The organism is Streptomyces sp. D2-8 (assembly GCF_023184515.1).
Classification (GTDB): Bacteria; Actinomycetota; Actinomycetes; order Streptomycetales; family Streptomycetaceae; genus Streptomyces.
In genome coordinates, this window is sequence record NZ_JAAHBP010000001.1 from 883,360 (window position 1) to 908,678 (window position 25,319).

Here is a 25,319-nt window from a genome sequence, read left to right on the forward strand (position 1 = left end):
GTGGTCGGGCTCGCCGAGGGACGTACGCGGTTCGCGCTGGCCGAAGGCCGGGGTGTACGGCTTTAGAGGGCCCGCGCGTTCATCGCGCGGCAACACACCCGGTCGAAATCGTGGTCCTGGCGGGACGGCCAGAAGGGCTCGAGGTCATGGCGACCCGTCGCGGTGTGCTTCTGGAGGCTGGCCATGGGCCCATTGAAGCAGAGGCGCTCGCCCGCCGGGAGCCTTCTCTCACTGTTCGGACACCCGCCGGGCGGCGTGCAGACAGCGCGAGGGGGCGCCCACCGCGAACGGTGAGCGCCCCCTCGGGAGCCGTGCAGCGCGCCGGTCAGTCAGACCTGGCCGGCCTTCTCCAGCGCCGAGCAGCAGGTGTCGACGAGCAGACGTGTCACCACGTACGGGTCGACGTTGGCGTTCGGACGGCGGTCCTCGATGTAGCCCTTGCCGTCCTTCTCGACCTGCCACGGGATACGGACCGAGGCGCCGCGGTTGGAGACGCCGTAGGAGTACTCGTTCCACGGGGCGGTCTCGTGCAGACCGGTCAGGCGGTCGTCGATGCCGGCGCCGTAGTTCTTGACGTGGTCGAGCGGCTTGGAGCCCTCGCCGAGGGACTCGGCCGCGGTGATGATCGCGTCGTAGCCCTCGCGCATCGCCTTGGTCGAGAAGTTGGTGTGCGCGCCGGCGCCGTTCCAGTCGCCCTTGACCGGCTTGGGGTCGAGGGTGGCGGCGACGTCGAAGTCCTCGGCGGTGCGGTAGAGCAGCCAGCGGGCCACCCACAGGTGGTCGGAGACCTCCAGCGGGGAGACCGGGCCGACCTGGAACTCCCACTGGCCGGGCATGACCTCGGCGTTGATGCCGGAGATGGCCAGACCGGCCTTCAGGCAGTTGTCGAGGTGGGCCTCGACGACGTCACGGCCGAAGATCTCATCGGCGCCGACACCGCAGTAGTAGCCGCCCTGGGGGGCCGGGAAGCCGCCCTTGGGGAAGCCGAGCGGGTAGCCGTCCTTGAAGAACGTGTACTCCTGCTCGATGCCGAAGACCGGCTCCTGCGCCGCGAACTTCTCCGCGACCTCGGCCAGCGCCGCACGGGTGTTGCTGGCGTGCGGGGTGAGGTCGATGTTCAGGACCTCGCACAGCACCAGGATGTCGTCGCCGCCGCGGATCGGGTCCGGGCAGGTGAAGACCGGCTTGAGCACACAGTCCGAGGCGTGGCCCTCGGCCTGGTTGGTGGAGGACCCGTCGAAGCCCCAGATCGGCAGCGCGTCGAGACCGGCGGGGGCGCCCGCGATGATCTTGGTCTTGGAGCGCAGTTTGGCCGTCGGCTCGGTGCCGTCGATCCAGATGTACTCAGCCTTGAAGGTCACGGGCCACATCCTTCGGGGGTGTGTCTGGGCGCGTATCGCGGGTGCTGCGGCGCCGCGGCACCGAGGCGCCGCGTCTGCTGCCGCCCGGCAGCCTCGCAACAGGCGATTTCCCGGCCATTGCTCGAATGTGAACCCCGTGTTACCTGGTCATGCTCTGCCGTACTTCACGCCGAGAGGGCGTTTTTGCCGGAGGCGGCGCCGGTCACCGGCTCCCCTCCGTCCAGCCGGTGACCGGCGCCGCACGTTCCGGACGCGCCGGTCCTGCTGCCCCCGGCCGGGGGCAGCAGGACCGGTGACACGTACGAGGGGCGGCCGAGGGGGTGGCCGCCGCCTCATCGATTCAACGGGTCGTACGGCCTCACCCCACCTTCTCGATCAGGGCCCGGCGGATCAGGAACTTGCCGGGCTCACGGACCTGTTCGAAGGCCGCGTTGTTGAGCAGCGCACAGCTGCCGGAGACCGAAGTGACCTCCACCGTCGTGGACTTGTCGTTGTCCAGGTTGGTGACCTTCAGCTTCGTGCCGGCCGGGAACTGGTTGCTGGACGCGGCAGGCGCACCGCCCTCGCCGGAGAGCGTGACCGTGGAGCCGTTGCACACCTGCTGCCCCGAAGCCGCGGCACCGTCACCTGGGTCGGCGGCGGGGGCGGACTCGGCGGGCTGCGAGGGCTGCGCCGATGCGGCGGGGTCCGAGGGCTGTGCCGACTGGGCGGGCTGCGACGGCTGCGCGGCCTGGGAGTCCTGAGCCGACTCCCCGACAGCGCACCCCGACGCCTCCTGCTTCCGCTTGATCTCCGCGACGACCGCCTCACGGTTGGCGATCCGCGCCTCGGACTGCGCGTCGGGGTTGGCCCGCTGGTCCGCGATGAACTTCTGGTTGTTGCCGAGGGCGGTGGCGAGACCCAGGCAGACGGTCGATTCCGACGCCGACTTGGGAGTCTGGGCGGCGTTCGACGTGCTCGCCATGACGAAGGCCCCGCCTCCCGCCACCGTCGCCGCGCTCACCAGCAGTGCGAGCTTCTTCTTCGTGCCGAGAGTTCTCCTGCGCGACATGCGCGCCTCCTGAAGAGGTAGGGGAGCGTACGCCGCTATGTACGAGATACCGAACGAGGTTACTCAGCGGTTACAGGAGTCACTCAAGTGACCTGCGCCACAAGCGGGTTGGGGGTCCCTGGTGCGTCAGCGCGACAGGGCCTCCCGTACGGCCTCGTCGGTGCGGCCGACCACCGCCGTGCCGTCGTCCGCGGTGATGATCGGGCGCTGGATCAGCTTCGGATGCCCGGCGAGCGCCGTGATCCAGCGGTCGCGCGAACCGGCGTCCCGCGGCCACTCCTTGAGTCCGAGCTCCTTGGCGTCGGCCTCCTGGGTGCGGGTGATGTCCCAGGGTTCGAGACCGAGGCGCTCGAGCACGCCGCGGATCTCGTCCTCGCTCGGCACGTCCTCCAGGTAGCGGCGGACGGTGTAGTCGGCGCCCTCGGCGTCGAGCAGCGTCAGGGCGCTGCGGCACTTCGAGCACGCGGGGTTGATCCAGATCTCCATGTGCACACGGTACGCGCCGACCGGCTTGTTCGATTTTTCGGCGCCTCATCCGTACCTCGCGGACCTGCCGTGACACGGTGCCAATTCCCTTATCCACCTGGGCGTTTGTCGGACTCTGCGGACTGCCCGTTGTCAGTGCCGGGCGGTAAACTGTAAACAGTGTTCGAGGGTGGCGCCGGGGATGCCGACGTCTTCGGTGAGCCGCCCGACCGCGACAGGAGGATGCCTGTGCCCGCTGCCGCCCTGAAGTCGAAGCCGTTGCCCACCCAGTCCACCGCGAAGCGTCCCGTCCTGCTCGACCTGCCGTACGTGCCCGTGGAGAAGCGGCCGCTGCCGCCGGGCCGGCCGCGCCAGTGGTACGTGACGCACAACCGCCGCCTCAAGGCGATGCGCCTCGCCATCGCCCTGCTCGACTCGGGCGTCTACATGCCGAACCAGGCCCGCAACGAGACGATCCGCGACACGGCGGAACTGATCGGCGTCCACCCGCCGTCGGACACGACGTGCCACATGGTGCGCGCGTTCATGCGGTACGCACGCTGAGCCGAGGCAGCCCACGACCGGAGCGCCGGGTACCCCTTTCGCGGGGTGCCCGGCGCTCGCTCATGCGGCCCGGCGGGGTGCCGTGATCACCGGCGGGTTCATGCGGGCGAAGCCCTCCTGGCGCTCGTAGGGGAAGTAGGGGTACGGCGCCGGGCCGTGGCTCGCCGCGTCGAGCTTGGCCACCTGCTCGAGACCGTGACCGGCCCGCCGCCTCAGGCGTACCGCTCCAGCAGTTCCGTCACATACGCCTCCAGCCGCCCGCCCAGCACCTCTGGCGTCAGATCGGTCCGTCCCAGCTCCCGCCAGGGCCCCGCCAGTTTCGCCGCGTCGGGGACGTAGGCCAGGGCATCGAGCAGCCGCCAGTACAGATGCTCCGGGCCGTCGGCCAGGCGCCGCCCGCCGCAGGCCTCGTAGCGCTCCCGGAAGCCGATGCCGTACTCGGGGCCGTGCAGCAGCGCGAGTGCCGTGGAGCAGTGGGCGACGTCCAGGTCGGCCGGCCCCCACGAGGTCTCCACCCAGTCGACGACACCACTGACCCGCAGACCGGCCCCCGCACCCGTGAACAGGACGTTCCCGGGGTGGAAGTCCCGGTGCAGGAAGCAGCCGTCGTAGGGCGGGGGTTCGCGGCGGAGGACGTCCACGGCCCGCTCCCACCCCGCCGGGACCGCCGCCGGCGATGTCCACGCCTGGTACGCGCGCGGACGTTCCCGGGGGACAATCCGGTGGATCCGGGCCAGCTGATCCGCCAGCAGGTCCACCCGGGGGCCGAGTTCCTCCTCGTCGACCCGGACCCGCCCCGGCAGCACGGACATCAACAGGGACGGATGGTCACAGTGTTCGCCGGTCGCGTCCACGCCGATCAGCTCGGCGGCCGGCACGCCCTCCTGCTCCGCCAGCAGCGTGAGCATCTCCGCCTCGCGTGCCAGCAGCCCGGGCGCGTGGCGCCGGAAGAAGGGCTTCACGAAGGTCCGCAGCGCCAGCTCGGTGCCGTCGTCGAGGGTGAGCCGCCGCAGCTGGGCGGTCCAGCCACCGGTCAGAAAGGCCGACTTGTCGACCGTACGGCCCTCCGGGAGCTGTTTGGCCACCCACGCGCGGGTCGCCGTCCAGCCCTGCTCGCCGAGTCCGGTCAGGACGGCGGTGACGAACTCCCGCCGGTCGTCGGGATGGTCACGGAACCACAGGCCCAACCGGTGTTCGGCGTCGGGGAGTTCCCAGAGGGTGAACTGCGCGTGCCGGGCCAGCGCATGGGAGAACGCCTCCGTCACGGCGAGCGGGATGACCTCGTCCGTGCCCGGCACCGCGAGCACGGCCCTTCCCTCGAACCCTCGCAGGACGTCGAGCGCGGGCGCCGCGCGCCAGCTCCCGGGTGCGCGGATGATCTCGCTGAACCGCCCGTCGCCCGAGCCGAACGGCACGTCCCACGCCGCGCCCGCGTACACCGCCGGCGCGCACAGCCCCAGGGCCGCCACCCGCTCCCCGTAGTGCCCCACGAGATCCGCCACCGTCTGGCCGCTCATGCTGAACCCGACCAGGACCAGCGGCCCGTCCACGCGCGCGCGGGTGTCGATGACGGAGACGGCCTGTTCGAAGCGGCGGCGCAGGCTCAGGTCCCGCAGCAGTCCGGTGCTCTCCCCGTGCCCCGAGAAGTCGAAGGCGAGGGCGTGGCAGCCGTGCGCGGCGAACTCCGCCAGCAGCGGCACCAGTCGCTCCTTGCTGCCGTTGCCCGCGCCGTGCAGCAGCACGACCGTCGCCCGGTCCGGCTCACCGCCGCCGGCGGACAGCCCGCTCAGCCGTTCGTCTCCGATGACATGCGTGAAAGGGATCGGCTCACTCATCCGGCCATTCACTCACGCGGCCCCGGCCCATGAGCGGCGTTCACAGTCCCGGCGCTCCCCACACCGGGAACCAGCGGCTCAGGTCCTGCTCGATGCGCAGATCGCCGAGGAGCGCGGACCGCACCTGGAGTTCGAGTGCGTTGTCGCGCCGTTGCGTGCCGTCCGGCAGGGGCGCGAACGGGTAGAACGTGCCGCGTTTGTAGAGGTAGACCAGCGCGAGCCGGCGGCCGGAGGGGTCTTCGAACCCGGCCAGGGAGCACAGCAGCTGGGGGCCGAACCCGGTGACCTCCAGCTGGCTGTTCACGGCGTGCAGGTCGTTCACGAGCGCGGAGAGCTGGTCGGGGGAGCGGCGCGAGACCAGCCAGGAGTAGCCGTAGTCGTCCCGCAGCAGCTCCACCGGCGGGCCCTCGCGGTCGGTGTCGGCGTCCAGCAGGGCCTGCACCTCGCGGTGGGACTGCTCGAAGGCCGCGCCCTCGACGGTGGCGAAGCACACCGCGCCCTGCCCGGTCGGCGTGAAGCCCGTGGCGGCCTCCAGCGTCACGGCAGCCGAGGGCAGCGCGAAGAGCCGGTCGAGATCCGCCCCCACCGGTTTGGTCCGGCCGAGCAGGATGTCCAGCAGCCCCATGCGTCGATCACGCCCCTCCGGGTGCGGCCGCCTCGCCCAGTTCGGCGGAGATCCGGCCCAGCTGGTCGAGCCGCTGCTCCAGGCTCGGGTGGGTCGAGAAGAGCCGTGCGATTCCGGGCTCGCGGCCCAGCGCCGGCGTGAAGTAGAAGGCGTTGAAGGCCTGGGCCGTGCGCAGGTCCTTGGTCGGGATGCGGGCGATGTCGCCGGTGACCTTGGTGAGCGCGGAGGCCAGCGCCGACGGCCGGCCGGTGAGCTGCGCGGCCGCACGGTCCGCGGCCAGTTCCCGGTACCGGGACAGGGCCCGGATCAGCAGGAAGCTGATCGCGTAGACGGCCGCCGCCACCCCCATCACCGCGGCGAAGACGGCAGCCGTGTTCTGGTCCCTCCTGCCCCCGCCGAACAGCTGTGAGTAGAAGGCGAACCGCACGATCAGCCCCGCGATCACCCCGAGGAACGACGCGACGGTGATCACGGCGACGTCCTTGTGCGCCACGTGCGACAGCTCGTGCGCGAGCACGCCCTCCAGCTCGGCCGGCCGCAGCCGCCGCAGCAGCCCGGTCGTCACACACACCACCGCGTGATCGGGATTCCGCCCGGTCGCGAACGCATTCGGCATGTCCATGGCGGACACGGCGACCACCGGCTTCGGCATGTCGGCCAGGGCGCACAGCCGGTCGATCACCGCGTGCAGCTCGGGATACTCCTCCCGCTCCACGACCCGCCCGCGCATGGCGTACAGCGCGATCCGGTCGGAGAACCAGTACTGCGCCCCGAGCAGCGCCGCCGCGATCACCACGACCAGCACCCACGACTTCAGCAGCACGATCAACGCGGCGACGAACCCCACGTACAACAATCCGAGCAGGAACAGCGTGATCCCCATACGGGTGGTCAACCGCCGATCGCTCCGGAAGCGGCTGTGCATCTGCATCACCCCGCAGTCGCGCACTCGTCCCACAGCCAGTGTGCACCCGGTGCTCCCCATGAGCGGGTCGTGACCGGTCCCAGGACCGGCAAAGCCGTCAGCCGCCCCGGGTCACCGCGTACCCCGGCACGGACGGCCACCGCACCGTCAGCACGACCGACTCCTCCTCCGCGACCCACGAGTGATCGACCCCGCGCCCCCACACGACGTAGTCCCCCTGCCGCTCCAGCAGCACGCTGCGCCCGGGCAGTTCGACCCGGAACCGCCCGCTGACCAGCACCAGCAGCGCGGTGCGTTCCTCCCCGCGCACCCATTCCGCCCGCTCGTCCCCCCGAGGATGCACCCCCCACTTGATCTCCACGGCGTCGCTGTGCCGCGGATCCCCGGCGTCCTTGAAATGCCCGAGAATCCATCCCCGGTCCACAGCGGCGTCCTTGCCGGCGTTGCCCACGTACACACTGTCGTTCACGGGGCCGGACGATAGTGCCCCGGCAGGCAACGTTTGCCCGTCAAGGAGCGGCGTCCGGTGCGTGCTCTCGGCGTGCCGGCCGGAAGTCCTCGTACTGGACGTACTTGGGCTTTCGGCCGGTGCGGCGAGTGGGGGTCCCCCCTGCTCGAAGAGCTTGGGGGAGCGTGCCGGGCGTCGCGACGGGGCGAACGTTGCCTGCCGGGGCACTAGCAGCCGGCCCATGCGGCCATATCCCTGCGTACCGCCGGAGCGGTGGTGTGAGATCGGGCTATGGCGATGGTGTTGAACATGCCGGGCATCGACGGTTTGAGCGAGGCTGTGGGCGTGCTGCGGGAGTGGCAGTACGACGGGGCGCCGATGCAGCTGCATCCGGGAGACGTGGGCTGGTTCTGGCGGTTCGGTGCGAGGGCGACGGCCTCGGCGGTGCGGACCTGGAGCCGTGACGGACGGATCCTCGCCGTCGGGCTCCTGGACGGCCCCGAGCTGCTGCGGCTGACGATCGCCCCGGACGCCCAGCAGGACGAGGAGCTGGCACAACGGCTGGTGGGCGACCTGGCCGAGCCGGAGCGCGGCGTGCTGAAAGAGGGGAAGGCGTACGTCGAGGCGCCGCTCGGCACACCGGTCCAGGATCTGCTGTTCCAGGACGGCTGGGACACCGACGAGCCGTGGACGCCGCTGCGCCGTGATCTCGGGGAGCCGGTGGAGGACCCGGGCGTGCGGATCGAGGTGATCGGGCCGGAGCAGGCGCATGTCCGGGCGGCCGTGCAGCGGGCTTCGTTCGACAAGTCGACGTTCACGGATGCGCACTGGCACGCGATGGCGGCCGGTCCGCCGTATGCCGACGCCCGGTGTCTGGTCGCGTACGACGACCGGGGCGACGCGGTGGCGACGGTGACGGTGTGGTCGGCCGGTCCGGGCAGGCCCGGGCTGCTCGAACCGATGGGCGTGCACCGGGATCATCGCGGCCGGGGCCACGGCAGGGCGATCACCGTCGCCGCGGCGGCTTCCCTGCGGGAGCTGGGCTCGTCGAGCGCGCTCGTCTGCACCCCGAGCTCCAACGCCGCCGCCGTCGCCACCTACCGGGCAGCCGGCTTCGCGCCACTCCCCGAGATCCGGGACCGACGCCGCGACGCCGTTTAGTACGGCGCCCTGAAGTTGATGTACCCGAGCAGCACGATCACCGCCGCCACGCACCCGAGCACCACGGCGGTCGAGATCCACGAGGAGCGGCGGCGGCGGGAACCGGCGTGCTCCGGGTCGGCGCGGAACGGCACGGGCCCGGGCGGGTCGTGCTTCCAGCGCGCGGCGAGCATCCGGGCCCGGGCCGAGGGCTCCTTGTGCTCGGCTCCGTCCGCCCATCTGAGGTCGAACTCGCGATCCTGGTCGTCCTGTTCGTGCTCGGGCATTCCCACTCCACCCCCGTGTGGTCCTTGCCCCAAGAATAGAACAAACGCCCGCGCCCCCGCTGTCGGAACAACAGCGGGGGCGCGGGCGTGATGCCTCGGTCAGGCGTCGATCACACGTCGAAGTAGAGCTCGAACTCGTGCGGGTGCGGACGCAGCTGAAGCGGCGCGATCTCGTTCGTGCGCTTGTAGTCGATCCACGTCTCGATCAGGTCCGGGGTGAACACGTCACCCTGGAGCAGGAACTCGTGGTCGGCCTCCAGGCGGTCGAGGACGGCCGGGAGGGAGGTCGGCACCTGCGCGACGCTCGCGTGCTCCTCGGGAGCCAGCTCGTAGAGGTCCTTGTCGATCGGCTCGGCCGGCTCGATCTTGTTCTTGATGCCGTCGAGGCCCGCGAGGAGGAGGGCCGAGAAGGCGAGGTACGGGTTGCCGGAGGAGTCGGGCGCGCGGAACTCGACGCGCTTCGCCTTCGGGTTGGAGCCCGTGATCGGGATACGCATGGCCGCGGAGCGGTTGCGCTGCGAGTACACCAGGTTGATCGGCGCCTCGAAGCCCGGGACCAGACGGTGGTAGGAGTTCACCGTCGGGTTGGTGAAGGCCAGCAGCGACGGGGCGTGCTTGAGGATGCCGCCGATGTAGTAGCGGGCGGTGTCGGACAGACCCGCGTAGCCGGCCTCGTCGTAGAAGAGCGGCTGGCCGCCGGTCCACAGCGACTGGTGCACGTGCATGCCCGAGCCGTTGTCACCGAAGATCGGCTTCGGCATGAAGGTCGCGGTCTTGCCGTTCTGCCAGGCCACGTTCTTCACGATGTACTTGAAGAGCTGGAGGTCGTCGGCCGCGGCGAGCAGCGTGTTGAACTTGTAGTTGATCTCCGCCTGGCCGGCGGTGCCCACCTCGTGGTGCTGGCGCTCGACCTGGAGGCCGGAGGCGGCCAGCTGGAGGGAGATCTCGGCACGCAGGTCGGCGAAGTGGTCGACCGGCGGCGTCGGGAAGTAGCCGCCCTTGTAGCGGACCTTGTAACCACGGTTGTTCTCGACCGCACCGGTGTTCCAGGCGCCGGCCTCGGAGTCGATGTGGTAGAAGCTCTCGTTCGCCGAGGTGGAGAAGCGGACCGAGTCGAAGACGTAGAACTCGGCCTCGGGGCCGAAGTACGCGGTGTCCGCGATACCGGTCGACGCGAGGTAGGCCTCGGCCTTCTTCGCCACGTTGCGCGGGTCACGGGAGTACTGCTCGCCCGTGATCGGGTCGTGGATGAAGAAGTTGATGTTGACGGTCTTGTCGCGGCGGAACGGGTCGACCCGGGCGGTCGACAGGTCCGCGCGGAGCGCCATGTCGGACTCGTGGATGGCCTGGAAGCCGCGGATCGAGGAGCCGTCGAAGGCGAGCTCCTCGGCCGGGTCGAAGGCCTCGGCAGGGATCGTGAAGTGCTGCATCACGCCCGGCAGGTCGCAGAAGCGGACGTCGATGAACTTGACGCCCTCGTCCGCGATGAACTTCTTGGCCTCGTCGGCGTTCTGGAACATCCAGCTCCTCCTACTCCCGACCGTCCCGCCGGGGTGGTAGTTCGTTCGTGCGGCCAGTGCGGGTGGCACACGCTGACCTCGACCCTAGGGACGGGTGGTTTCTCGGGCGTGACTCATTTGTTTCGCACAAGTTAACCGGCTCACCCTCCACCGTAGCCCGGACACACCCCGCCGTGCTCTGGTCATTTATGGGCGCAGTACCGTGGACGGGTGGACAACAGGCAAGCACTCGGATCGTGGCTTTCCGGGCCCCGCGCGGCCGCGGAAGAGGCCGGTGTCGACTTCGGATACCGGGGCGAGCAGCTCGGTCTGCCCGAGGAGGGACCCGGCTCCATCGCCCGCCCGGGCCGCCGGCTCGGCGCCCTCGCCGTCGACTGGGGCCTGTGTCTCCTGATCGCATACGGCCTCATCACGCAGAGCTACAACGATGCGGCCCAGATCTGGGCGCCGCTCATCATGTTCGCGCTGATGGTCCTCACGGTCGGTTCGGTCGGCTTCACCCCGGGCAAGCGCCTGCTCGGCCTGCGGGTGCTCGCCCTTGACACCGGCCGGGTCAGTCCGTGGCGCGCCGCCCTGCGCACGGTTCTGCTCTTCCTCGCGATCCCCGCCCTGATCTGGGACCGCGACGGCCGCGGCCTGCACGACCGGCTCGCGGGCACGGTCGAGGTCCGCATCTGACCGGCGGACCCGGACGGACATGACCGAAGGGGCGCCCGGAGTGATCCGGGCGCCCCTTCGGTCATGTCGGGTGCGGGGTCAGCGAGTCTTCGGCCCGCCCTTCGGCAGGCGCATGCCCTTCGGCATCGGCCCCTTCGGCAGTGGCATGTTGCTCATCAGGTCACCGAGGGCGCGCAGCCGGTCGTTGGTGGCCGTGACCTGCGGGCCGGTCAGCACGCGCGGGAGCTTCAGCATGGTCGTCCGCAGCTTCTTCAGCTCGACCTGGCCCTCGCCCGTGCCCACGACCAGGTCGTGCACCGGGACGTCCGCGACGATGCGGTTCATCTTCTTCTTCTCGGCGGCCAGCAGGGACTTCACCCGGTTCGGGTTGCCCTCGGCGACCAGGACGATGCCGGCCTTGCCGACCGCCCGGTGTACCACGTCCTGGCTGCGGTTCATCGCCACCGCGGGGGCCGTCGTCCAGCCCCGGCCGATGTTGTCGAGCACCGCCGCCGCTGCGCCGGGCTGTCCCTCCATCTGCCCGAAGGCGGCCCGCTCGGCCCGGCGCCCGAACACGATCGCCGACGCGAGGAAGGCGAGCAGGAGGCCCAGGATGCCGAGATAGATGGGGTGACCGATCAAGAAACCGATCGCGAGGAAGACACCGAAGGTGACGATTCCGACTGCCGCGAGTACAAGACCGATCTTCTTGTCGGCCTTGCGGGTCATCTTGTAGGTCAGAGCGATCTGCTTCAGTCGCCCGGGGTTCGCAGCGTCCGCTGCAGGTTCCTTCCTCGCCATGCCCCGAAGTCTACGTGGCCCCGCAAGCGCCGACGACGGCAGTGCCCGCGAGGGCCCCTGGGGGAGGGCCGGAGGATCAGGGACGGACGGACAGGGACTGCTCGATGACGCGCTGCGTCTCGACCCGGTCCTTGGCGCGACGGCGGTCCTCGAGCACGGAGTTCCAGGCGTTGCGGCGAGCGGTGCGCTGACCGCTGCTCATCAGCAGCGACTCGACGGCACGCAGTGCGGTCGTGAAGGACGGAATCGCGGTGGCGCGGACGGGCGGCGCGGCCTGCATGGGTGAGGTCCCCCCTCGGGTACGTGGTGTACGTGCTGTGAGTTCAGCGTCACTGATTGGTGTTACCAGGGCGTGACCGGCCGGTCAAACACCCATGAAGCCCCGGCGGGGAGTGGTGGAACGCCGACGCGGTCCTGACATGTGCCCTCATCTGCGAGGACGGTCAGGACCGCGTCAAATCGGTCACTACCGGCGGGTAGTCTCTTGTGCGCGAATTCACACGCTTGTCCCGCCCCTCGATGGGCAGGGGTGGTGACGGTTCGTCAGACGGCCTGCGCCGCGATGTGCCCGTCCCGCTTCTCCATGGCCATCCCGTAGAGCCGCCCGGCCCGGTACGAGGAGCGCACCAGCGGCCCGGACATCACGCCGGAGAAGCCGATCTGCTCGGCCTCGTCCTTCAGCTCGACGAACTCGTGGGGCTTGACCCAGCGCTCCACCGGGTGGTGGCGCACGGAGGGCCGCAGGTACTGCGTGATGGTGACCAGCTCGCAGCCCGCCTCGTGCAGCTGCTTGAGCGCGTCGCTGACCTCCTCGCGGGTCTCGCCCATGCCGAGGATCAGGTTCGACTTGGTGACCAGGCCGTAGTCGCGGGCCTCGGTGATCACCTTCAGGGAGCGCTCGTAGCGGAAGCCGGGGCGGATGCGCTTGAAGATCCGGGGGACCGTCTCGACGTTGTGCGCGAACACCTCGGGCCGGGAGGAGAAGACCTCCTCCAGCTGCTCGGGGACCGCGTTGAAGTCGGGGGCCAGCAGCTCGACCTTCGTGCGGCCGGCCTCGCGTCCGGAGGTCTGCTGGTGGATCTGGCGCACGGTCTCGGCGTACAGCCAGGCGCCGCCGTCCTCCAGGTCGTCGCGGGCGACGCCGGTGATCGTGGCGTAGTTCAGGTCCATCGTGACCACGGACTCGCCGACCCGGCGGGGCTCGTCGCGGTCGAGCGCCTCGGGCTTGCCGGTGTCGATCTGGCAGAAGTCGCAGCGCCGGGTGCACTGGTCACCGCCGATGAGGAAGGTCGCCTCGCGGTCCTCCCAGCACTCGTAGATGTTGGGGCAGCCGGCTTCCTGGCAGACCGTGTGCAGGCCCTCGCTCTTCACGAGCTTCTGCATCGCGGTGTACTCGGGACCCATTTTCGCCCGGGTCTTGATCCACTCGGGCTTGCGCTCGATGGGGGTCTGGCTGTTGCGGACCTCCAGGCGCAGCATCTTGCGTCCGTCGGGTGCGACTGCGGACACGACCGGCTCCCTAGCGATTGATTCTTCGGCGTCCTCAAGGGTACGCCCGTTGATTTGAAACCCGGCGGCTCGTCCTACACGCCGGACGGGCTGACGGTCGCCGGTGCCTTCTCGATCTCCCGCGGCTTCGGCTCCGCGCCCTCCAGGACCTCCCGCAGATGCCGCTCGACGACCGGCAGGACCTCCTCGATCGTCACGTCCCGGCCGAGCTCGCCGGCCAGCGAGGCGACGCCCGCGTCGCGGATGCCGCACGGGATGATCCGGTCGAACCACTTGTTGTCGGGGTTCACGTTGAGCGCGAAGCCGTGCATGGTGACGCCCTTGGCCACGCGGATGCCGATCGCGGCGATCTTTCGGTCCTCCCGGCGCTGGCCCGCGTTGGACGGCGCGTACTCCGGGCCGTTCATGCGCGGGTCGAACTCCTCGTCGTGCAGCCGGGGGTCGAAGTCCAGCGCCAGCCCGCCGGGCGCGGGGCGCTGCTCGACCGGGTCGCCCAGGATCCACACGCCGCTGCGGCCCTCGACCCGGCTCGTCTCCAGGCCGAACTCCGCGCAGGCGCGGATCAGGGCCTCCTCGAGGCGGCGTACGTGCGCCACGACGTCCACGGGGCGCGGGAGCTTCTGGATCGGGTAGCCCACCAGCTGGCCGGGGCCGTGCCAGGTGATCTTGCCGCCGCGGTCCACGTCGATGACCGGGGTGCCGTCGAGGGGCCGCTCGTTGTCCGCCGTGCGCCGTCCGGCCGTGTAGACCGGGGGGTGCTCCAGGAGCAGCACGGTGTCGGGGATCTCGTCGGCGAAGCGCGCCGCGTGCACCCGGCGCTGCTCGTCCCACGCCTCCTGGTACTCGACGGCCTCGTCACCGAACCCCATGCGGACGAACCGCAACTCACTCACGGCAAGCGCCTCCCTCGGACGGGTGTGTCAGGCACGTAACGCGCCCAAGCCACTGTACGTCCGGCCCGAACACGTCAGTCCCGGGGTCAATCCTCACACGATCGGATGAATGTCCGTGAAAATGTGTGATGGGGTGCTTACTCTCCGCTACATTCGCGCCGTCCAGCAAGCCAAAAGGCCTGCTCACAGGCAATCCGGCACATCACCAGCACCGGAAGGCAGGAGACCGCACCGCACCATGACGGAACGACCCGCGCAGCGCACCCCCAACCGACAGCTCGCCGCGCTCATCGCAGAAGCGGGGTTCTCCAACGCGGGACTCGCCCGTCGCGTGGACCAGCTCGGTCTCGAACACGGGCTTGATCTGAGATACGACAAGACATCCGTCACCCGGTGGCTGCGCGGTCAGCAGCCCAGGGGTACCACGCCTGCCCTGATCGCCGAGGTCTTCACCCGGCGTCTGGGCCGCCGCCTCACCGCCCAGGACCTCGGCCTGGACGCCTGCGCCCCGGTCTACGCGGGGCTGGAGTTCGCCGCCACCCCCGAGGAGGCCGTCGACATCGTCAGCGGCCTGTGGCGCAAGGACTCCGGCAGTCACGCCGAGCTCCGCAAGATCGCCTTCACCCCGGCCGGGCTCGTCGTGCCCAGCCGCGACTGGCTGATCGGCCGGGCCGACGAGAAGGTCGCCCGGGGCGAGCCGCCCGCCGCCCGCGTCCCGGTGCAGGGCCGCCCCGCGCTGCGCCCCACGGCCACGACCGAGCAGGGCGTGCCGTCCCTGCCCCGCCAGCGCGGCGGGGCCGAGCGCGGACCGGGCCAGAAGGTCACCGCCGGCGACATCGCCGCCCTGCGCTCGGTCGGCGAGCTGTTCCGCACCCTCGACGACGCCTACGGCGGCGGTCACGCCCGCCAGGCCCTCGTGCGCTACCTGGAGCACGAGTGCGAGCCCATGCTGCGCGGCACCTACGGAGAGCAGACCGGCCGCCGGCTGTTCGCGGCCGCCGCCGACCTGACCCGGCTCGCGGGCTGGACGTCGTACGACATCGCCGCGCACGGACTGGCCCAGCGCTACTTCGTGCAGGCTTTGCGGCTGGCCCAGGCGGCCGGGGACCGGACGTACGGGGCCTATGTGCTGGTCACCATGAGCCGCCAGGCCGTCTACCTCGGGCACGGGCGGGAGGCCGTCCAGCTCGCCCGCGTGGCGCAGCAGGGTGCCGGCACCTCCGGGCCGCCCGTCGTCCAGGCCCTGCTGCACGCCTCGGAGGCGCGCGGGCACGGGGTGCTGGGCGAGGTCCGGGCCTGCACCGCGGCCCTGGTCCGCGCCGAACGCGCCCTGGAGACGGCCCGGCCCGGGGACGACGTCCCGCACTGGGCGAAGTTCTTCGACGAGGCCCAGCTCGCCGACGAGTTCGGCCACTGCCACCGTGATCTGCAGCAGTTCCGCGCCGCCGCCCAGCACGCGGAACGCTCACTCCAGCTCCGGGCCCCCTCCTACGCCCGCAGCCGCCTCTTCTGCCGAGTGGTCCTCGCCACCGCCCGCCTGGGCCTCGGCGAACTCGACCAGGCCTGCCAGCTCGCCGCGGAAGCGGCGGGCCAGGCGGCGGAGATGCGCTCGGTGCGGGCGGTGGAGTACGTGCGGGACTTCGAGCGGCGACTGGAGCCGTACAAGGACGCGGCGCCCGTGCGGACCTACCGCGACAAGGTGGCGGCCTTGGGGTGAGAGCTCCAGGGGCGCGGGGCTGTGTCGATGTGCGGCTGGACCGCGTGGGCGCGACCAGCCACAGCGCGCCCGCACCCGACAGACCACCTACGCAGCCCGGGGCACAGACGGCAGCGGATCAGCGACATGCATCGACCGTCCCGCCCCCAGGTCCGCCACGATCGCCGCCGACGCGCGATGCCCGGAGTGCAGAGCGCCCTGGACCGTGCTCGTGTCGCGGTGATCCCCGCACACATACAGCCCGGCGATCAACCGCACCGGCCGCCGCAGATCATGCGGCGGCCGCATCGCCGGCACCGCCTCCACCGTCCGATGCACGGCCAGCGTCTCCCACCGGGCCGTCGACACCCCGTACAGCCGGGCCAGATGCATCCGCACCGCCGTGTCGACATCCCCCGGCGGCCGCCCGAGAACCGTCGACGACACCAGCGCCCGTCCTGCCGGAGCCCGGGACGGATCGACATGACTGACCACCGCCGTGTGCGCGACCGGCCCGCCGAGGTCCGCGTCGAGCAGCAGGGACGCCCCCGTCCCCGGCGGCTCGTCCGTCGTGTGGTGCACCACCGTCACCGGATGGAACTCCGGCACCCGCAACCCGGGCAGCAGTTCGGCGGCGGCGCGCGCACCCGTCGCCACCAGAACCGCCCGGCACCGGATCTCACCGTGCTCCGCGGTGGTCACCGACGTCGTCGAGACGGAGGTGACGCGCACGCCGGTGTGCACCGTGCCCGGCGGCAGCGTGCGCGCCAGCAGCTCCGGCAGGGCCTCCGCGCCGCCCTCCGGCAGACACAACCGGCCCCGTGCGAAGGCGCGCAGCGCGAGGTCCGCGCACCGGCTGGACGTCGTCAGACCCGGGTCGCACAGCAGCGCGGCGAGCAGCGGACGCAGGAAGCCGTCGATCGTACGGGCGGGCAGCCCGCGCGCCGCCAGGGCCTCGCCGGCGGGCAACTCCGGGCGGCTCAGCAGCCGTTCGGCCGGTGTGCCCGCCAGTCGGGTCAGGGCGGCACCCAGCCGGGCCTGGTCGACGGCCGTGCCGAGCGGCGCGCCGGACCGGCTCCGGGGGACGGAGACCTGGCGGCCGGGCACGGCCACCGGCCTCCTGGGCGGCCTCGGTGCGGACGGTGGCCGGGGAGCACTCGCCAGCGCGCGTACCGCGTGCAGTGCGCCCCGTGCGCCCCCTGCGCCCGGCTGGACGCCGGCACGGTGGTGGCGTCCGTCGCCGTGCAGCAGGACACCCGGCGCGAAGGGCCGCAGCACCAGCCCGTCGAGACCGGGTGTCAGACGTAGTTCCGGATACGCCGTGGACAGCAACTGACCGACCCTGTCGAGCCGGAAGCCGTCGACCTTCTCCGTCGCCATGCGGCCACCGACCCCGTGGGCGGCCTCCAGGACCATGGTCGTCACTCCTGCGCTGGTCAGCCGGTGCGCGGCCGAGAGTCCGGCGACCCCGGCCCCCACGACGACCACGTCCGCCTGGTACGCGGGCTCAAGCACGTGCCCCTCCTCGAGGTTGCGCGGGCGCTGGAGACGTCATGCCCTCAACAGGCCGCAGGGATACGCGAGTTCTGGTCGAGGGTAGGACCGTGATCGGTCATGGGGAGTCGCGCATCGGCAGGGCACGGTCGCACAGCGGTCGCATACGGACGCCTGGTGGGCATGAAGTGGTCACTGGGGAGCTGGTGCGCGCCTCGAGGAGCTGTCTCGGAACGGCCGGTCGGATCCCGGACAGGCGGCCGGTGTGCATCGCCGAGGCCCGGCCCGGCAGGGCCGGGAGCCGTCACAGCGCCGCCCGGATCGCCCCCTCGATCTCCGGGAAGGCGAACCGGAAGCCCGACTCCAGCAGGCGCGTCGGCAGCACCCGGGCGCTGCCGAGGACGTCCCCGGCCATCTCGCCGAGCACGGTCCGCAGCACGGCCGCGGGCACCGGGAACAGTGTCGGGCGGTGCAGCACGCGTCCCATCGCCGCCGTGATCTCACGGTTCGTCACGGGGTTCGGGGCGGTGAGGTTGAACGGCCCGGACAGGCCGTCGGTCTCGATCAGATGCCGGATCGCGGCGACCTCGTCGTGCAGCGCGACGAACGACCAGTACTGCCGCCCGTCGCCCATCCGCCCGCCGGCCCCGGCCTGGAACAGCGGGAACAGCCGACCCCAGGCGCCGCCCTTGCGGGAGACGACCAGCCCGGTCCGCGTGAACACCGTGCGGACACCGGCCTCCTGGGCGGGTGCGGCGGCCCCCTCCCACTCCACGCACAGCGACGGCAGGAAGCCCTCTCCCGCGGGTGCGCTCTCGTCGACCGTCCGCTCCCCGGTCTCGCCGTAGTAGCCGATGGCGCTGCCGTTCACGAAGACCCGCGGCCGGTCCTTCGCGTCCAGCGAGGCGACCGCCTCGGCGAGGGCCGCCGTACCCTTCACCCGGCTGTCATGGATCCGCTGCTTGTAGGCATCCGTCCAGCGCCGGTTGCCGACGCCGGCCCCCGCCACGTTCACCACCGCGTGGCACCCGGCGAGCCCGGCCGCGTCCACGTGCCCGCCCTCGGGGTCCCAGCGGATCTCTCCGGCCGTGCCGGGCGTGCCGCGCACCAGGCGGTGCACCTCGTGACCGTCGGCGGTCAGGGACCGCACCAGGGCGCTGCCGATGAGACCGGACGCACCCGCCACCGCAATTCTTGAATGTTCCATAAACCCATCCTGCCGGGTGGCGCCGTAAAACCCTTGCAAGGCCTTGATCCGCTCGCCGTAGGGTGACGCCCATGCCCGAGCTCCCCGCACCGCGCATCCGCGCCGCCCGGCCCGAGGACGACGGGGAGCTGGCCCTGCTCGACCGGCTCACCTGGTCGCACCTGCACGCGGTGATGCCCGAGCCGCAGCCGCCGTACCCTCCCTTCTTCAGCGAGCGGCACGCCCCCGAGGACTGCCTGGTCGCCGAGCTCGGCGGCCGTCTCGCGGGCTATGTCCACCTCGGTTTCCCCACCCCGCTCGACTCGAACCGGCACGTCCGCCAGATCCAGGGCCTCGCCGTCGCCGAGGAGGCGCGTGGCCTGGGGGTCGGGCGGGCCCTGGTCCGGGCCGCCGTCGACGAGGCCCGCCGGCGCGGCGCCCGCCGCATCGGCCTGCGGGTCCTCGGACACAACACCCCGGCCCGGGCGCTCTACGAGGCCGAGGGCTTCGTCGTCGAGGGGATCCTGCCCGAGGAGTTCCTGCTCGACGGGACGTACGTCGACGACGTGTTCATGGGGCGCTTCCTGTGAGGGGCGCCTCCTGTGAGCAGGCCTAGGACGGGGCCGGCTCGCCCGTGTCCACCGGGGCCGTCGCGGCCGACGCGCGCCGGGCGTCGGAGGCGACCTCGTCCGCCGTCAGGACGTAGCCCGTCTCGGCGTCCGAGGTGGAGCGGGCGAAGACCACGCCGAACACCCGGCCGTCCGTGGTGAGCAGCGGGCCGCCGGAGTTGCCGGGGCGGACCGTGGAGCGGATCGAGTAGATCTCCCGGGTGGCCGTCCCGTCGTTGTAGATGTTCTGGCCCCTCGCCCGCACCCGGTTCGCGACCGTCGCCGCCTGGAGGTTCAGGTCGCCGTCCTGCGGATAGCCCGCGACGACCGCCGAGTCGCCGCGCTCGGCGTTGTCGTCGAACCGCAGCACGGGCGCCCTGAGGCCCGGCACGTAGAGCACGGCCACGTCCTTCTGCGGGTCGAAGAGCACCACCCGCGCCTCGTACGTCCGCCCGACCCCGCCGATCTGCACGGTCGGCTCGTCGATGCCCGCCACCACGTGGGCGTTGGTCATCACGTGCTCCCGCGCGTACACGAACCCGCTGCCCTCGCGGCCCTGCGTGCCCGCGACGCCCTCGACCTTCACCGTGCTCCGCTTGGCGGCCTCCGTGGCCGCCGCCGTGACGCTGTCGCCGGTGGGCCTCGCGACCTCGGCCGTCGACTCGTTCTCGAAGGGGTTGAAGACCTGCGGGAAGCCCGCCTGCGTCAGCGCGGACGTGGCCCCCGAGAACCAGGCCGGCGTCGTGTCCGGCATCGTCCGCTGCACCGCGCCGAGCAGCCGCGAGTCCCGGATCGCCGAGGTGACCAGCGGAGACGAGGACGCGCCCAGGACGCTCGCGGCCACCCACGCCACGATCAGCACGGCCACCGAGTTGGCCACGGCCCCGCCGATCCCGTCCGCCACTCTGAGCGGCCCCCGGTCCAGCTCCCGCCGCAGCCGCAGCGCGAGGCGCCCCGCCAGCTCGTGCCCCACCACCGCCGGGAGCAGCACCGTGAACACCGCCGCCACCGTCGCCCGCGTCGTCCCCGGTACCACCAGGTCCATGACCCACGGCAGGATCCACACGCCGACGACCGCGCCGCCCACGAAGCCCGCGAGCGACACACAGCCGGCCACCAGCCCGCGCCGGTACCCGGACGCCGCGTAGGCCAGGACGACAAGCAACAGCAGGATGTCGAGCAGGTCCACGCACGCCGCCTTTCTCTCGGAACCCCTTAATACGCGGGGGGAGGGCCCGGTGATCAGTCACACGCGCACGGGATGATCGGAATCGGCCGCGCGGGCGTGCACACGGAAAAACGTCGCGGACCGTGACGATGGTTCCACCGGGTGGCACATCACACATCGCGGACGGACCGGATCAGGCCGACAGTGGGACCATGCGTGTCTTCCGAAGACGGCGGGGCGCACGCAGGCACTCCGCCGACGGGACACCCGGCATAGCCGGCCTGCCGCGCGCGGCCCGGGTGGTGCTCGGCTGCCTGCCGGGCGTCGCCGCCGTCGTGGCGCTGGTCCTGTGCGCCCACGGCGTCGAGAACGCCGCCGAGACCGGCTCCCGCGCCGCCCCGCCGTCCTCCCGGACCGCCTCCTACACCGCCCCGCGCCCGCCCGTCGTGCCCAGAGCGCACTGGCTGGGCGACGCCGCCCGCGCGCAGCCCCGCCCGCGCTACGACGACCGGGTCGCCGCCGTGTTCGTCCACCACACCGACTCGCCCAACGGCTACGACTGCGCCGACGCGCCCCGCATCATCCGGGACCTCTACACCGGCCAGACCGGCACCCGCGACTGGGACGACATCGGCTACAACTTCGTCGTCGACCGCTGCGGCACCATCTACGAGGGCCGCGCCGGCGGTGTGGAGCGCGCCGTCACCGGCGCCCACACCCAGGGCTTCAACCACCGCACCACCGGCATCGCCGCCCTCGGCACCTTCACCGAGGGCATGCCCGTCCCGCAGCCCATGATCCGCGCGATCGCCGCGCTGTCCGCCTGGAAGCTGGGCCTGACCGGCACCGACCCGCGCTCGGACGTCCGCCTGGTCTCCAGCAACGGCCTGAGCCGGTACGCGGCCGGCTCCACCGCCAGGCTGCCCGCCCTCGCGGGTCACAACGACGGCTACATGACCAGCTGCCCCGGCGCCGCCCTGCACGCCCGCCTGCCCGAGATCAGACAGCTCGCGGCCCGGCTCCAGGGCCGTCCGGACGGTGCACAGGAAGGCCACAGCGAACGCGCAGCGTCCTGAGATCAACGCCCCCTACGGTCGTCCCCACAGACAGCCGACCGGAGGAGGGGACCATGAACAACGGTCGCAGGAAGGCCACGGAGAACGCGGGGGACCCGGGACCGCGGACGGGGGCGGCGCGCGGCCCCTGGGCGGTGCTCTGCGCGGTCGTGACCGTCGTCCTGGGCCCGGCCGCGGTCACCGCGTCCGCCCTCGACCAGGCCAACGCCGCTCCGATGCACCACGCGGTGCGGGCCGATCAGACGCACGCGTACCTCCCCTCCGACACGAGCCGCCGCCGGGTCGTCTGATCAGCCCCTGAAGCGCTCCCACAGCCGGGGGTAGCGCTCGGCGAGCAGCCCCTCGTTCTCGAAGTCGAGCGGCGTGCCCTCCGGTTCCGGGGGCGGCGGCGCGATCGCCAGGTCGGGGGCGACCACGCCGGTGAGCTGCTCGTAGGCCTCGTCCGCCGCGTAACCGAGCTCCTCGCCGTCGCCGTCGATCTCCTCGTCGAACTCGCCCAGCAGACCGGCGAGCGCGTCCGGGTCGTGCACGGCGCCCTCGAACACCTCGCGGCCCTGGCCGATCAGCCAGCACCGGAAGAAGTCGAAGGCGTCGTCGCTCGCCCCGTCGAGCAGCACCCAGGCGGCGCCCCACAGATCCCAGCGGTAGGCGCGGTTGTAGCGGGACTCGAAGTGCCGGGCGAAGTCCAGGACCGAGTCCGGGTCCAGCTGGGCGAGCCGGTCCACGAGCAGGTCGGCCTGCTCCTCCGGGTCGCCCTCGGCGGCCTCCCGGGCGTCGTCCACCAGCTCCCAGAACTCCGTCTCGTCCATCACGGGTCAAGCATCGGCCCTGGGACACAGGGGCGCACCCGGAGTGCGCGGGATCGTTATGCGCCGTCCGAGGCCGTGTCCGGCTTAGGGGTCCTTTCACTATGAGCGTCCGATCAGGTCGCGTGCTCTGGTGCCGTGCATCGCAAGGCGCCGGAAGGTCCTCGTAGCGGAGCTACTAGGGCCTTTTGGCAACGCGGCGAGGTGCGGTGCCAGACCACGCGACCCGGGCGGGCATAGTGAAAGGACCCCTTAGGGGGCTTCTGATGGATCTCCGCGGTGTCGCGAGGCCCGGCACGCCGAGAGCACGCACCGAACGCCGCTCCTTCTTCCACGGAGATCCGTCAGAAGCCCCCTAGGGCAGGTAGAGCCGGGCCAGCCGTGCCGCGTCCGCGGCGAACCGCTCACGCAGGCTCTCCGGCGCCAGCACCTCCACCTCCGGGCCCAGCGCCGCCAGCTGGGTGTGGGCGACCTCCTCCGACTCCACCGGCAGGGCCACCGTCACCCAGCCGCCCTCGTCCGGGGCGTCCGCGTCCGCCAGGGCCTCCCGGGCGGACAGCGAATCGAGGGCGTACGGCAGTCCGCGCACACCGTCGGGGGACAGCCGCACCACGACCCGCGCCCGCAGGATGGACCGCGCGAACTGCTCCGCCCGCTCCTCCCAGAACGCGGGCAGGTCGAAGTCCGGTTCCCGCTCGAAGCGCTCACCGTCCGCGTCCACCGCCGTGAACCGGTCGATCCGGTACACCCGGAAGGACGCGCTCCCGGCCACCCGCGCGCACAGGTACCAGACGCCCGCCTTCAGCACGAGCCCGTACGGCTCCAGCTCCCGGACGACCTCGTCCTCCCCGCGCCGGTAGCGGGCGCCGATCCGCCGGTCGTCCCACACGGCGTCGGCGACCGCCGGCAGCAGCGCGGGCGTCTGCGGCTCCTTGAACCAGTTCGGCGCGTCCAGATGGAACCGCTGGGAGGCCGTCCTGGAAGCGTCCCGCAGGGACGGCAGCAGCGCCGCCGACACCTTCAGCCGGGCCGCCGAGGCGGCGTCCTCCAGGCCCATCTCGCGCAGCGCCCCCGGCACCCCGGACAGGAACAGCGCCTCGGCCTCGCCGCGGTGCAGCCCGGTCAGCCGCGTCCGGTACCCCCCGACCAGCCGGTAGCCACCGGCCCGGCCCCGGTCCGCGTACACCGGCACGCCCGCCTCCGACAGCGCCTGCGCGTCCCGTGTGACCGTCCGCTCCGACACCTCCAGCTCACGGGCGAGCTCGGCGGCCGTCATGGAGGGCCGGGACTGGAGCAGCAGCACCATCTTGATCAGCCGGGCAGCGCGCATGACCGCCATTGTGCCGGGCGCGGCCACCTGCCTGGGTGTACAGATCCTGTGATCTCACCGTCACCGTTGTTAACGTCGGTCGGAGTTCAGCGTGCAGAGGTTCGGTTGATCAATCGGTACGTCCCTCGACGAGGACACACATGACGAAACAGCCTCGCGAACAATGGGCCACACGCACGGGTTTCCTGCTGGCGGCGATCGGCTCCGCCATCGGACTCGGCAACATCTGGCGCTTTCCTGCTGTGGCCTACGAGAACGGTGGCGGCGCCTTCCTCTTCCCCTATCTCATCGCCCTGCTCACCGCCGGTATCCCGCTGCTCATCATGGAATACGCGATCGGGCGCAGATACCGGACCTCGCCCCCGGCGGCGCTGCGGCAGATGGCCCGCCCGGCGGAGGTGCTCGGGTGGTGGCAGGTGGCGATCTCCTTCGTGATCGCCACGTACTACGCGGTCATCATCGCCTGGGCGGTGCGTTACATCGGCTTCTCCGCCGACCAGGCCTGGGGCGACGACCCGGAGGGCTTCCTCTTCGGCAGCTTCCTCAAGGCGTCCGAGGAGCCGGGCTTCGTCTCCGGCTACGTCTCCGGGGTGCTGTGGCCGCTCATCGCCGTCTGGGTGGTGGTGCTGGGCATCCTGGCGTTCGGTATCCGGCGCGGCATCGAGAAGGCCAACAAGATCTTCATCCCGCTGCTGGTGGTCTTCTTCGTCGCCCTGGTGATCCGGGCCCTCACCTTGGACGGTGCGGCGCAGGGGCTGGACGCCTTCTTCCGCCCCGACTGGTCGGAGCTGACCAACGGCAGCGTCTGGGTGGCCGCCTACGGCCAGATCTTCTTCTCCCTGTCGATCGGCTTCGGCATCATGGTCACCTACGCGTCCTACCTGCGGCGCCGCGCCGATCTCACCGGCTCCGCCCTGGTCGCCGGGTTCGCCAACAGTTCCTTCGAGATCCTCGCCGGCATCGGCGTGTTCGCCACGCTGGGCTTCATGGCGCAGGCCGCGGGGGTGCCGGTCGGGGACGTGGCGACCGCGGGGCTCGGACTGGCGTTCGTCGCCTTCCCGACGATCATCTCGGAGATGTGGCTGGGCGGCGCCTTCGGCGTGCTGTTCTTCGTGTCCCTGGTGATCGCGGGTCTGTCCTCGTTGATCTCGATCGTCCAGGTGGTGGTCTCCGCGGTGCAGGACCGCACCGGCATGCACCGCATCCCCGCCGTGTTCGGCGTGGGCGGCGCTGTGGCGGTGGCCTCCATCCTGCTGTTCCCGACCAATGAGGGCGTCTTCCTGCTCGACGCCTCCGACCACTTCATCAACCAGTACGGCATCGCGATGGCCGCGCTGGTCGGCGTGATCGCGGTGGCCTGGTTCATGCGCAAGCTGCCCGAACTGCAACGGGACGCCGACGCCACCTCCGCCGTGCGACTCGGCCACTGGTGGCGCATCTGCCTCGGCATCATCACCCCGGTGGTGCTGGGCTGGATGATGATCGACAGCTTGCGCTCCGAGTTCGACGAGAACTACGAGGGCTACTCCACCGACTTCCTGCTGGGAGCGGGCTGGAGCGTGGCGATCGCGGCGCTGCTGGTCGGCGTGCTGCTCTCCCTGATCCCGTGGAAGGCGGCCGAGGGCGGGCTGAGCGACCTGGACATGGAGTCCCCCGACGAGGCCGAGGCCCACCGTAAGCGGCATGGAGAGGAGGACCGCTGATGTCCGGCGGCGCCATCATCATGATGATCATCGCGATCCTCATCGTCTGGGGAGGCCTGGGGCTGGCCATCATCCGGCTCCGCGGCCATCCCGACCCGGGACCGACCGCCGAGGAGGCGACCGTCCCGCACGCCGAGTAGCGTCCAGGCGGTACCACGCAAGCGGCCGCCG

At 71.5% G+C, this 25,319-nt stretch carries 28 protein-coding genes; 9 read left to right on the forward strand and 19 right to left on the reverse strand.

Annotated features, from left to right (window positions below; all coding sequences use genetic code 11):
* Window positions 1-329 precede the first annotated feature (329 nt).
* The 3 genes from glnII to G3I77_RS03950 form a co-directional block, all read right to left on the reverse strand.
* Entirely contained in the window at window positions 330-1,361 is a 1,032-nt protein-coding gene (gene glnII / locus G3I77_RS03940; protein ID WP_248501092.1) for a glutamine synthetase, read from the reverse strand.
* 358 nt (window positions 1,362-1,719) lie between these two features.
* Window positions 1,720-2,412 (reverse strand): hypothetical protein, encoded by a 693-nt coding sequence (locus G3I77_RS03945; protein ID WP_248501093.1) that lies wholly within the window; start codon window positions 2,410-2,412, stop codon window positions 1,720-1,722.
* A 126-nt stretch (window positions 2,413-2,538) separates the two neighbouring features.
* On the reverse strand, window positions 2,539-2,898 hold the full coding sequence (locus tag G3I77_RS03950; RefSeq protein ID WP_248501094.1) for an arsenate reductase family protein: 360 nt from the start codon (window positions 2,896-2,898) through the stop codon (window positions 2,539-2,541).
* Window positions 2,899-3,126: 228 nt separating this feature from the next.
* On the opposite strand from G3I77_RS03950, the gene G3I77_RS03955 reads away from it, so the two are divergent.
* Window positions 3,127-3,441 (forward strand): hypothetical protein, encoded by a 315-nt coding sequence (locus G3I77_RS03955; RefSeq protein WP_248501095.1) that lies wholly within the window; start codon window positions 3,127-3,129, stop codon window positions 3,439-3,441.
* A gap of 60 nt (window positions 3,442-3,501) precedes the next feature.
* Here the strand turns inward: G3I77_RS03955 and G3I77_RS03960 are convergent, their stop codons facing one another.
* From G3I77_RS03960 to G3I77_RS03980, 5 genes are all read right to left on the reverse strand, one after another.
* Window positions 3,502-3,624: a hypothetical protein gene (locus G3I77_RS03960; protein WP_374385300.1), complete on the reverse strand. Its 123-nt coding sequence runs from the start codon at window positions 3,622-3,624 to the stop codon at window positions 3,502-3,504.
* Between the two features lie 29 nt (window positions 3,625-3,653).
* Window positions 3,654-5,276 (reverse strand): alpha/beta fold hydrolase, encoded by a 1,623-nt coding sequence (locus tag G3I77_RS03965; protein WP_248501096.1) that lies wholly within the window; start codon window positions 5,274-5,276, stop codon window positions 3,654-3,656.
* A 40-nt stretch (window positions 5,277-5,316) separates the two neighbouring features.
* A complete protein-coding gene (locus G3I77_RS03970) occupies window positions 5,317-5,901 on the reverse strand; it encodes a hypothetical protein (RefSeq protein WP_248501097.1) in 585 nt (194 codons plus the stop codon).
* A 7-nt stretch (window positions 5,902-5,908) separates the two neighbouring features.
* Entirely contained in the window at window positions 5,909-6,826 is a 918-nt protein-coding gene (gene htpX, locus G3I77_RS03975; protein WP_248501098.1) for a zinc metalloprotease HtpX, read from the reverse strand.
* A 97-nt stretch (window positions 6,827-6,923) separates the two neighbouring features.
* Window positions 6,924-7,295, reverse strand: a complete 372-nt coding sequence (locus tag G3I77_RS03980) for a signal peptidase I (RefSeq protein ID WP_248501100.1) — start codon at window positions 7,293-7,295, stop codon at window positions 6,924-6,926.
* A 270-nt stretch (window positions 7,296-7,565) separates the two neighbouring features.
* Here G3I77_RS03980 and G3I77_RS03985 point away from each other — a divergent pair, with 270 nt between their 5' ends.
* Entirely contained in the window at window positions 7,566-8,435 is an 870-nt protein-coding gene (locus G3I77_RS03985) for a GNAT family N-acetyltransferase (RefSeq protein WP_248501102.1), read from the forward strand.
* Here the strand turns inward: G3I77_RS03985 and G3I77_RS03990 are convergent.
* Both G3I77_RS03990 and glnA read right to left on the reverse strand, forming a co-directional pair.
* A complete protein-coding gene (locus G3I77_RS03990) occupies window positions 8,432-8,701 on the reverse strand; it encodes a hypothetical protein (RefSeq protein ID WP_248501103.1) in 270 nt (89 codons plus the stop codon). The two genes, G3I77_RS03985 and G3I77_RS03990, sit on opposite strands and share 4 nt — an antisense overlap.
* 110 nt (window positions 8,702-8,811) lie before the next feature.
* Window positions 8,812-10,221 (reverse strand): type I glutamate--ammonia ligase, encoded by a 1,410-nt coding sequence (gene glnA, locus G3I77_RS03995; protein ID WP_248501105.1) that lies wholly within the window; start codon window positions 10,219-10,221, stop codon window positions 8,812-8,814.
* A 210-nt stretch (window positions 10,222-10,431) separates the two neighbouring features.
* Here glnA and G3I77_RS04000 point away from each other — a divergent pair, with 210 nt between their 5' ends.
* On the forward strand, window positions 10,432-10,899 hold the full coding sequence (locus G3I77_RS04000) for an RDD family protein (RefSeq protein ID WP_248501106.1): 468 nt from the start codon (window positions 10,432-10,434) through the stop codon (window positions 10,897-10,899).
* 78 nt (window positions 10,900-10,977) lie between these two features.
* Here G3I77_RS04000 and G3I77_RS04005 read toward each other — a convergent pair whose 3' ends face one another.
* The 4 genes from G3I77_RS04005 to lipB form a co-directional block, all read right to left on the reverse strand.
* Window positions 10,978-11,679, reverse strand: a complete 702-nt coding sequence (locus G3I77_RS04005; protein ID WP_248501108.1) for a DUF4191 domain-containing protein — start codon at window positions 11,677-11,679, stop codon at window positions 10,978-10,980.
* Between the two features lie 76 nt (window positions 11,680-11,755).
* Window positions 11,756-11,959: a hypothetical protein gene (locus G3I77_RS04010; RefSeq protein WP_248501110.1), complete on the reverse strand. Its 204-nt coding sequence runs from the start codon at window positions 11,957-11,959 to the stop codon at window positions 11,756-11,758.
* A 263-nt stretch (window positions 11,960-12,222) separates the two neighbouring features.
* Window positions 12,223-13,188 (reverse strand): lipoyl synthase, encoded by a 966-nt coding sequence (lipA, locus tag G3I77_RS04015; protein ID WP_248501111.1) that lies wholly within the window; start codon window positions 13,186-13,188, stop codon window positions 12,223-12,225.
* A gap of 74 nt (window positions 13,189-13,262) precedes the next feature.
* Window positions 13,263-14,081 (reverse strand): lipoyl(octanoyl) transferase LipB, encoded by an 819-nt coding sequence (gene lipB / locus G3I77_RS04020; RefSeq protein WP_248501113.1) that lies wholly within the window; start codon window positions 14,079-14,081, stop codon window positions 13,263-13,265.
* Between the two features lie 238 nt (window positions 14,082-14,319).
* Here lipB and G3I77_RS04025 point away from each other — a divergent pair, with 238 nt between their 5' ends.
* Window positions 14,320-15,798, forward strand: a complete 1,479-nt coding sequence (locus tag G3I77_RS04025) for a regulator (RefSeq protein WP_248501115.1) — start codon at window positions 14,320-14,322, stop codon at window positions 15,796-15,798.
* A gap of 87 nt (window positions 15,799-15,885) precedes the next feature.
* On the opposite strand, the gene G3I77_RS04030 is transcribed toward G3I77_RS04025, so the two are convergent.
* The gene (locus G3I77_RS04030; RefSeq protein ID WP_248501116.1) at window positions 15,886-17,292 is read right to left on the reverse strand and encodes an NAD(P)/FAD-dependent oxidoreductase; all 1,407 of its coding nucleotides are present in this window, start codon (window positions 17,290-17,292) and stop codon (window positions 15,886-15,888) included.
* A 283-nt stretch (window positions 17,293-17,575) separates the two neighbouring features.
* Window positions 17,576-18,478: a TIGR01777 family oxidoreductase gene (locus G3I77_RS04035; RefSeq protein WP_248501117.1), complete on the reverse strand. Its 903-nt coding sequence runs from the start codon at window positions 18,476-18,478 to the stop codon at window positions 17,576-17,578.
* A gap of 71 nt (window positions 18,479-18,549) precedes the next feature.
* On the opposite strand from G3I77_RS04035, the gene G3I77_RS04040 reads away from it, so the two are divergent.
* Window positions 18,550-19,047: a GNAT family N-acetyltransferase gene (locus G3I77_RS04040; protein ID WP_248501118.1), complete on the forward strand. Its 498-nt coding sequence runs from the start codon at window positions 18,550-18,552 to the stop codon at window positions 19,045-19,047.
* Window positions 19,048-19,069: 22 nt separating this feature from the next.
* Here G3I77_RS04040 and G3I77_RS04045 read toward each other — a convergent pair whose 3' ends face one another.
* Window positions 19,070-20,254 carry a MarP family serine protease gene (locus tag G3I77_RS04045; protein ID WP_248501119.1) on the reverse strand — a complete coding sequence of 395 codons (1,185 nt, stop codon included), beginning with the start codon at window positions 20,252-20,254 and terminating at the stop codon, window positions 19,070-19,072.
* Window positions 20,255-20,532: 278 nt separating this feature from the next.
* Between G3I77_RS04045 and G3I77_RS04050 the strand changes: the two genes are divergently transcribed.
* Both G3I77_RS04050 and G3I77_RS04055 read left to right on the forward strand, forming a co-directional pair.
* A complete protein-coding gene (locus G3I77_RS04050) occupies window positions 20,533-21,309 on the forward strand; it encodes a peptidoglycan recognition protein (RefSeq protein WP_248501456.1) in 777 nt (258 codons plus the stop codon).
* Window positions 21,310-21,362: 53 nt separating this feature from the next.
* Window positions 21,363-21,599: a hypothetical protein gene (locus G3I77_RS04055; RefSeq protein WP_248501120.1), complete on the forward strand. Its 237-nt coding sequence runs from the start codon at window positions 21,363-21,365 to the stop codon at window positions 21,597-21,599.
* Here the strand turns inward: G3I77_RS04055 and G3I77_RS04060 are convergent, their stop codons facing one another.
* Together G3I77_RS04060 and G3I77_RS04065 are read right to left on the reverse strand one after the other, a co-directional pair.
* Window positions 21,600-22,118 carry a DUF4240 domain-containing protein gene (locus tag G3I77_RS04060; RefSeq protein ID WP_248501457.1) on the reverse strand — a complete coding sequence of 173 codons (519 nt, stop codon included), beginning with the start codon at window positions 22,116-22,118 and terminating at the stop codon, window positions 21,600-21,602.
* Window positions 22,119-22,470: 352 nt separating this feature from the next.
* Entirely contained in the window at window positions 22,471-23,445 is a 975-nt protein-coding gene (locus G3I77_RS04065) for a YafY family protein (protein ID WP_248501121.1), read from the reverse strand.
* Window positions 23,446-23,585: 140 nt separating this feature from the next.
* On the opposite strand from G3I77_RS04065, the gene G3I77_RS04070 reads away from it, so the two are divergent.
* Both G3I77_RS04070 and G3I77_RS04075 read left to right on the forward strand, forming a co-directional pair.
* On the forward strand, window positions 23,586-25,148 hold the full coding sequence (locus tag G3I77_RS04070; protein ID WP_248501122.1) for a sodium-dependent transporter: 1,563 nt from the start codon (window positions 23,586-23,588) through the stop codon (window positions 25,146-25,148).
* Window positions 25,148-25,288 (forward strand): methionine/alanine import family NSS transporter small subunit, encoded by a 141-nt coding sequence (locus G3I77_RS04075; protein ID WP_248501124.1) that lies wholly within the window; start codon window positions 25,148-25,150, stop codon window positions 25,286-25,288. Before G3I77_RS04070 ends, G3I77_RS04075 begins: the two co-directional genes overlap by 1 nt.
* Window positions 25,289-25,319: the final 31 nt, after the last annotated feature.

Excerpts from the sequence above, each read along its gene's own strand:
- G3I77_RS03950 (WP_248501094.1), bottom strand. The coding sequence starts at position 2,898 with ATGGAGATCTGGATCAACCCCGCGTGCTCGAAGTGCCGCAGCGCCCTG.
- G3I77_RS04040 (WP_248501118.1), top strand. The coding sequence starts at position 18,550 with ATGCCCGAGCTCCCCGCACCGCGCATCCGCGCCGCCCGGCCCGAGGAC.
- G3I77_RS04065 (WP_248501121.1), bottom strand. The coding sequence starts at position 23,445 with ATGCGCGCTGCCCGGCTGATCAAGATGGTGCTGCTGCTCCAGTCCCGG.
- G3I77_RS03945 (WP_248501093.1), bottom strand. The coding sequence starts at position 2,412 with ATGTCGCGCAGGAGAACTCTCGGCACGAAGAAGAAGCTCGCACTGCTG.
- G3I77_RS03985 (WP_248501102.1), top strand. The coding sequence starts at position 7,566 with ATGGCGATGGTGTTGAACATGCCGGGCATCGACGGTTTGAGCGAGGCT.
- G3I77_RS04005 (WP_248501108.1), bottom strand. The coding sequence starts at position 11,679 with ATGGCGAGGAAGGAACCTGCAGCGGACGCTGCGAACCCCGGGCGACTG.
- G3I77_RS04070 (WP_248501122.1), top strand. The coding sequence starts at position 23,586 with ATGACGAAACAGCCTCGCGAACAATGGGCCACACGCACGGGTTTCCTG.
- G3I77_RS04075 (WP_248501124.1), top strand. The coding sequence starts at position 25,148 with ATGTCCGGCGGCGCCATCATCATGATGATCATCGCGATCCTCATCGTC.
- G3I77_RS03965 (WP_248501096.1), bottom strand. The coding sequence starts at position 5,276 with ATGAGTGAGCCGATCCCTTTCACGCATGTCATCGGAGACGAACGGCTG.
- G3I77_RS03990 (WP_248501103.1), bottom strand. The coding sequence starts at position 8,701 with ATGCCCGAGCACGAACAGGACGACCAGGATCGCGAGTTCGACCTCAGA.
- G3I77_RS03970 (WP_248501097.1), bottom strand. The coding sequence starts at position 5,901 with ATGGGGCTGCTGGACATCCTGCTCGGCCGGACCAAACCGGTGGGGGCG.
- G3I77_RS04035 (WP_248501117.1), bottom strand. The coding sequence starts at position 18,478 with ATGGAACATTCAAGAATTGCGGTGGCGGGTGCGTCCGGTCTCATCGGC.
- glnA (WP_248501105.1), bottom strand. The coding sequence starts at position 10,221 with ATGTTCCAGAACGCCGACGAGGCCAAGAAGTTCATCGCGGACGAGGGC.
- G3I77_RS04055 (WP_248501120.1), top strand. The coding sequence starts at position 21,363 with ATGAACAACGGTCGCAGGAAGGCCACGGAGAACGCGGGGGACCCGGGA.
- htpX (WP_248501098.1), bottom strand. The coding sequence starts at position 6,826 with ATGCACAGCCGCTTCCGGAGCGATCGGCGGTTGACCACCCGTATGGGG.
- G3I77_RS04060 (WP_248501457.1), bottom strand. The coding sequence starts at position 22,118 with ATGGACGAGACGGAGTTCTGGGAGCTGGTGGACGACGCCCGGGAGGCC.
- G3I77_RS04010 (WP_248501110.1), bottom strand. The coding sequence starts at position 11,959 with ATGCAGGCCGCGCCGCCCGTCCGCGCCACCGCGATTCCGTCCTTCACG.
- G3I77_RS04025 (WP_248501115.1), top strand. The coding sequence starts at position 14,320 with ATGACGGAACGACCCGCGCAGCGCACCCCCAACCGACAGCTCGCCGCG.